We start from the raw sequence: 5,747 nt of genomic DNA on the forward strand, positions 1-5,747 counted from the left end.
TAATTAAATTACTAAACGAAGGAGGTCTTATTATTAAATGGGAACGCAAAGTCAAAAATAAAGGTAATGCTGTTTATTCGATTTAGCTGCACAACAGCTTATTAAAACTTCCTTAATAATCCGCCGAAAATTATCTAAGGTATCCATTTAGTTATCCTCTCATCTTCAAAACTCAAACATCAAACCTCTCTTTGCGCCTTTGCGTGAGAAAATTTGAAAATCCCAACACCAACACTTCATAAAACAATCAGTATAATTTAACATACCTACACCCTCAAACCCCTCTCTGCGCCTCTGCGCCTCTGCGTGCCATAACCCTACCAACCAACAAAACACCATCCCCAGCCCTGTAAATGCTAAAATCAATGACTTGATTAATAAAGAGAAAAATTATGGCATCCATCCGCGAGTTGCACGCACAGCTAGTAAAAAAAGAACGTTCTGCCGTTGAAATTACTCAAGAAGCTTTAGACCGCATTCAAGCGTTAGAGCCAAAACTGCACAGTTTCTTAACTGTAACGGCACAACAAGCTATAGATCAGGCTCGTGCTGTGGATGCAAAAATCGCTGCTGGGGAAGAAATTGGTATCTTAGCAGGGATTCCCATTGGTATCAAAGATAATATGTGTACCAAGGGTATTCGCACCACTTGCGGCTCAAAAATTTTAGAGAATTTTGTCCCACCCTATGAATCAACGGTAACGCAAAAATTAGCCGAAGCCGGAGCGGTAACGGTTGGTAAAACCAATTTAGACGAATTTGCAATGGGGAGTTCCACGGAGAACTCTGCTTATCAAGTTACAGCTAATCCCTGGGATTTATCACGGGTTCCCGGTGGTTCTTCTGGAGGTTCTGCTGCGGCTGTAGCGGCTGAGGAATGTGTGGTATCCCTGGGTTCTGATACTGGTGGTTCGATTCGTCAACCGGCTTCTTTTTGCGGTGTGGTGGGGATGAAACCGACTTATGGGTTAGTTTCCCGTTATGGTTTAGTGGCTTATGCTTCGTCTTTGGATCAAATTGGCCCCTTTGCGCGAACAGTTGAAGATGCAGCTATATTGTTGAGTGCGATCGCCGGTTATGATCCTCAAGACTCCACCAGTTTAAAAGTCGAAATTCCTGATTACACTGCTAATTTAACACCAGATTTAAAAAGTAAAAAACTCAAAGTTGGTGTTATTAAAGAAACCTTTGGTGAAGGTTTAGATCCAGAAGTAGAAGCATCTGTAAATCAAGCGATCGCACAACTAGAAAGTTTAGGCGCAGAAATTCACTATATTTCCTGTCCCCGCTTCCGTTATGGCGTACCCAGCTACTATATCATCGCCCCATCGGAAGCATCCGCGAATTTAGCTCGTTACGACGGCGTTAAATACGGCTTGCGTTCTCCAGACGCAGACAATTTACTTTCTATGTACACCCGTACACGCTCCACCGGATTTGGTGCAGAAGTCAAACGCCGGATTATGATTGGTACTTATGCTCTGAGTGCAGGTTATTACGACGCTTATTATTTGCAAGCGCAAAAAGTCCGCACATTAATTAAAGAAGACTTTGAAACAGCTTTTGCACAAGTTGATGTTTTAGTCTCTCCCACAGCACCAACTACAGCATTTCAAGCCGGTGAAAAAATCACTGATCCCTTGAGTATGTATTTAAATGACTTGATGACAATTCCCGTCAATCTTGCTGGTTTACCTGGTATTAGTATACCTTGTGGTTTTGATAGCAAAGGTCTACCAATTGGATTGCAGTTAATTGGTAAAGTTCTCAGAGAAGACCAATTATTACAGGTAGCATATGCTTATGAGCAATCAACTAATTGGCATCTTCACACAGCAAAAATAGCTTAATTGATCTATTTGCGTAAGTTGTCAGTGGTGGGTAGTCATCATCTAACAGGATTTTGGATTGACCCCACGGATAAATCTGGAGGCTTGAACCAAGGAATATAGTTTTGCATCTCCATAGACTTTAGTTAGTTGCTCTGTAACCTTGAATTACGGGCATGATTACGAATCCTCTCATGTCCGGCAAATTATAGCAACGGACAAGGCTGTTAGGACATCAACCAATGCTAAAACTTAGAGACACACCAATAGACTTTTAGCTCTGTCACCTGTCACCTGTCCCCTGTCACCTGCTATAGCTATAATTCCCGTGTTTGTGCAAATATCTGGTAAATTTCTTTCCCCCTGCCTGAATTATAAGTCTTTAACCGGACATGATTTAAGACCCGTAAGCCCCAAAAAGAAAATAATTGGCGTAATTTTTTATAAAAAATCTCAAAAAGGGGCTTCACCCCACACGCCAAAAATGTTATACTGTGATAAGTAGATGCACCCTGATGATTTGGAGAGCTATTAAATGGCTCTCTTTTTTAGTTTTTATCCTTAACTTCAGTGTAAGTAAGTAGGTAACTTAGCCTAATAGTTGTGTGGGATTGACAAATATAGTTATTGTTACTTAGCAATAACTCCACCCATTGTATGATCGCAACTGTGATACCGTCACTATTAATACTGTTAAAAAGCATTACGATAATTACCGACTGGTGCAAGATTGCCATCAACAGATAAACTCACAATACAGGATAAATAGTTCCAAAAAACATAGACAAATATCTCATGCCTTTCGTTTGCCGGGAATAACCCCGACAGGACGAACTACAACGCCACGCCACGTGCTTTATGCCGGGGAACCCGTCCACCGCAGTGGCTCCTCTATCCCTAGACTAAACGCTGTCGGGACTACTTTACGTAAAATATTCAAACTACCATTCACATCAGCATGAATCAATAAACCATTACCTGTTTTATAAAGCTTAGTTCTGATTCGGCGACCACTAAATTTAACTTCTTTGGAGTCAGCTTTGCCATAAATAGGAATAGTATCTTGGTCTAAAAAAGAGGCTACAGAAGTGTAAGACTCCTCAGAAACCAATACCTTTATCCCTACTAATTTCGCTTTATAACTTAACTGCTGTACAAATCGAGTATGGGGAATACAAACAAAGTTTTGATTATTTCTACTGCCTAAATTAGCATTCTGTTTCCACAATAGATTTTGACCTATTACTAAAGTGCCAATCCCACACTTCACTAAATGGTCAATAATTAAACGACTGGCTTTATGCAGATAATCATCTACTCGAAAATTCCGTTTTTTAGTTAAACTCTGTAATCGTTTAGATGTCTTTTGATGTGAGGGTAGTAAAGATTGTAAATTGGCTTTTCTTTGATTGTAATAACGATTAATTGATTTGATAATCCGCCCTGAAACCAGAACTGGCATAAATCCCGGCTGGTTTGATGTTAAGGTTGCTAGATTATCTATGCCTAAATCAATCGCTGCTATAGCATTACTGTCTAAACCATAATCCCTTGACTCTTTTTCATACACAACCTCTATTACATAATGGTCAATCTTGGGAACAATTCTTACTTGATTGAGATAACAATAGTCTACTTTTGTGGGAATATTAATATGTGTTTGTGACAGATGAATTAAACCCGCATTCATTTTTGGTTTACTCACTGCCTGGGCTGTGTAAACTAATAAATGTCTACCTTTTTCTTTGTGTTTATATTTGGGTAATTTAGGTCTGCCTAAAAACTTTGATTTATCTTCTGCATAAGCTTTAATTGCTGCAAAAAAAGAGAACCAGTTGCGATGTAGTCCTAATAATACTTGTTGGGCAACTTTGGCTGGTAAGGCAAGGTATGGTTCTGTTAATTTTAATTGTTTTGCTAAACAATTGTAATCAAGATATTTTTGAGCAAAGATAAAACTTTGGCGAATATGGAAGTTAGCATAATTGTAGAGGTTTTTGGCGGCAAAACATAATTTATCAATCTCCTGATAATGGGGATGATTTTTTTGAATGATATGCCGTTCTACCACTTGCATACACTAGCTGGTTTCTCTTAATATTCGCCCATATATACTAACATATCTTCCTGCTTATGATGCACAAAATTCTCGCTCATTTCCCTTTGCACAAGAAAACCTGTATAGGTGATTTTAGCTGACTTTTCTGTGATTAATGACTAGAGATGACTATAATTTGTTTATAAATTCGGCGAAGTTTTACAATACGGGATAGCTGACGAGAGCCGCAAGCGGTAAAAGTTGGAACAATCTACCAAACTCTAGGATATGTGGGGAAAAATTATGGGAGACTGGCAGGAAATTACTGGTGGAGTCACAGCAGCTAGAGGGTATCGAGCAGCGGGAATTACCGCCGGACTAAAACCTTCAGGATTGCCGGATTTAGCATTAATATTGTCAGATGTGGATGCGATCGCTGCCGGAGTATTCACAACTAGCCACGTCAAAGCCGCTTGTGTAGACTATTGCTGTCAACGTTTACAAGCCAAACATAGCGCCAGAGCTATACTCTGCAACGCTGGACAAGCCAACGCTGCCACAGGTAGCCAAGGAGTCAAAGATACCCTAGAAAGTGCTGATTTATTAGCCAAAGAATTGGGTATTTCCCCGGAAGCGATTTTACTAGCTTCTACAGGCGTAATTGGTCAACGGATTAAAATGGATATACTGCGACGTGGTATACCCAAGGTAGTAGCAGCACTCTCAGAAACAGGTTCAGATGAGGCTGCTGGAGCAATTATCACCACCGATTTGGTCAAAAAATCCATTGCTTTAGAAACAACTATCGGCGATCGCCCCGTGAGAATTGGCGGCATTGCTAAAGGTTCTGGTATGATACATCCCAACATGGCTACCATGCTGGCATTTGTCACCTGTGATGCGGCTGTTTCATCTAGCCTTTGGCAACAAATGTTAACAAGAGCCGCAGATAGAAGTTTCAATTCTATTACCGTTGATGGTGATACCAGCACCAATGATAGTTTAATAGCTTTAGCCAATGGTCAATCTCGCACCCCAGCAATTACAGAAATGGGTGCAGAAGCCGAGAAATTAGAAGCCATGCTAACAGCAGTATGCCAGCATTTAGCCAAAGCGATCGCACGTGACGGTGAAGGTGCAACTTGCTTAGTAGAAGTGCAAGTCAGCGGTACAAACGATGAAGCAGCAGCCAGACAAATCGCCAAAACCATTGCTGGCTCTTCTTTAGTTAAATCTGCAATCTTTGGACGTGATCCCAATTGGGGACGTATCGCCGGCGCAGCTGGACGTGCTGGAGTACCCTTTGAGCAAGATAATTTGCAAATTAAATTAGGCAATTTCTTACTTTTTGAAAATGGTCAACCTTTACCTTTTGATAAAGCAGCCGCAAGTGCATATTTGAAACAAAAAGCAGCAGGTGCTTATCTGAAAGAAGATACGGTGTTAATTTCCGTCAGTGTGGGTAATGGTCATGGCACAGGTAAAGCGTGGGGTTGTGATTTGAGTTACGACTATGTGAAAATTAACGCAGAATATACAACTTAGTTCAGTTTAGATCCCTGATTTCTTGAAGAAGTCGGGGATCTGGGAAGTATTCAATTTAATTGAAAATGCAGCGTATTTCTATCATTGGCAGCAGCGGTTCTGGTAAAACAACATTAGCAAAGCAAATTTCCCAGCGTCTTTCTATTCCACATATCGAATTAGATTATCTGCACTGGGAACCCAGGGGAAACGCATCTAAATTATGTTGACAAAATGTCATATTAGTGTATCTAGACAGAGAAAAACATAATAATGGAATTGAAATGCTTATTAAGTCCTTTATTAATATCCTAAAATTTTCATAAATTTAGAGTAATTAGTTATTTTCAATAATG

The 5,747-nt window shown here is 40.1% G+C and carries 4 protein-coding genes; 3 read left to right on the forward strand and 1 reads right to left on the reverse strand.

Annotated elements, in window-relative coordinates; all coding sequences use genetic code 11:
- The first annotated feature begins 392 nt into the window (after positions 1-392).
- Positions 393-1,850, forward strand: coding sequence for an Asp-tRNA(Asn)/Glu-tRNA(Gln) amidotransferase subunit GatA (gatA, locus tag H6G59_RS26925; RefSeq protein WP_190721129.1), 1,458 nt, complete (start codon positions 393-395; stop codon positions 1,848-1,850).
- An 835-nt stretch (positions 1,851-2,685) separates the two neighbouring features.
- On the opposite strand, the gene H6G59_RS26930 is transcribed toward gatA, so the two are convergent.
- Positions 2,686-3,906 carry an RNA-guided endonuclease InsQ/TnpB family protein gene (locus tag H6G59_RS26930; protein WP_190721132.1) on the reverse strand — a complete coding sequence of 407 codons (1,221 nt, stop codon included), beginning with the start codon at positions 3,904-3,906 and terminating at the stop codon, positions 2,686-2,688.
- A 264-nt stretch (positions 3,907-4,170) separates the two neighbouring features.
- On the opposite strand from H6G59_RS26930, the gene argJ reads away from it, so the two are divergent.
- Positions 4,171-5,412 carry a bifunctional ornithine acetyltransferase/N-acetylglutamate synthase gene (gene argJ / locus H6G59_RS26935; protein WP_190721134.1) on the forward strand — a complete coding sequence of 414 codons (1,242 nt, stop codon included), beginning with the start codon at positions 4,171-4,173 and terminating at the stop codon, positions 5,410-5,412.
- Between the two features lie 65 nt (positions 5,413-5,477).
- Positions 5,478-5,621, forward strand: coding sequence for an ATP-binding cassette domain-containing protein (locus tag H6G59_RS26940; protein ID WP_242038993.1), 144 nt, complete (start codon positions 5,478-5,480; stop codon positions 5,619-5,621).
- Positions 5,622-5,747 lie beyond the last annotated feature (126 nt).

It is taken from the genome of Anabaena lutea FACHB-196 (assembly GCF_014698305.1).
Taxonomy (GTDB): domain Bacteria; phylum Cyanobacteriota; class Cyanobacteriia; order Cyanobacteriales; family Nostocaceae; genus Anabaena; species Anabaena lutea.

Excerpts from the sequence above, each read along its gene's own strand:
- H6G59_RS26930 (WP_190721132.1), bottom strand. The coding sequence starts at position 3,906 with ATGCAAGTGGTAGAACGGCATATCATTCAAAAAAATCATCCCCATTAT.
- gatA (WP_190721129.1), top strand. The coding sequence starts at position 393 with ATGGCATCCATCCGCGAGTTGCACGCACAGCTAGTAAAAAAAGAACGT.
- H6G59_RS26940 (WP_242038993.1), top strand. The coding sequence starts at position 5,478 with ATGCAGCGTATTTCTATCATTGGCAGCAGCGGTTCTGGTAAAACAACA.
- argJ (WP_190721134.1), top strand. The coding sequence starts at position 4,171 with ATGGGAGACTGGCAGGAAATTACTGGTGGAGTCACAGCAGCTAGAGGG.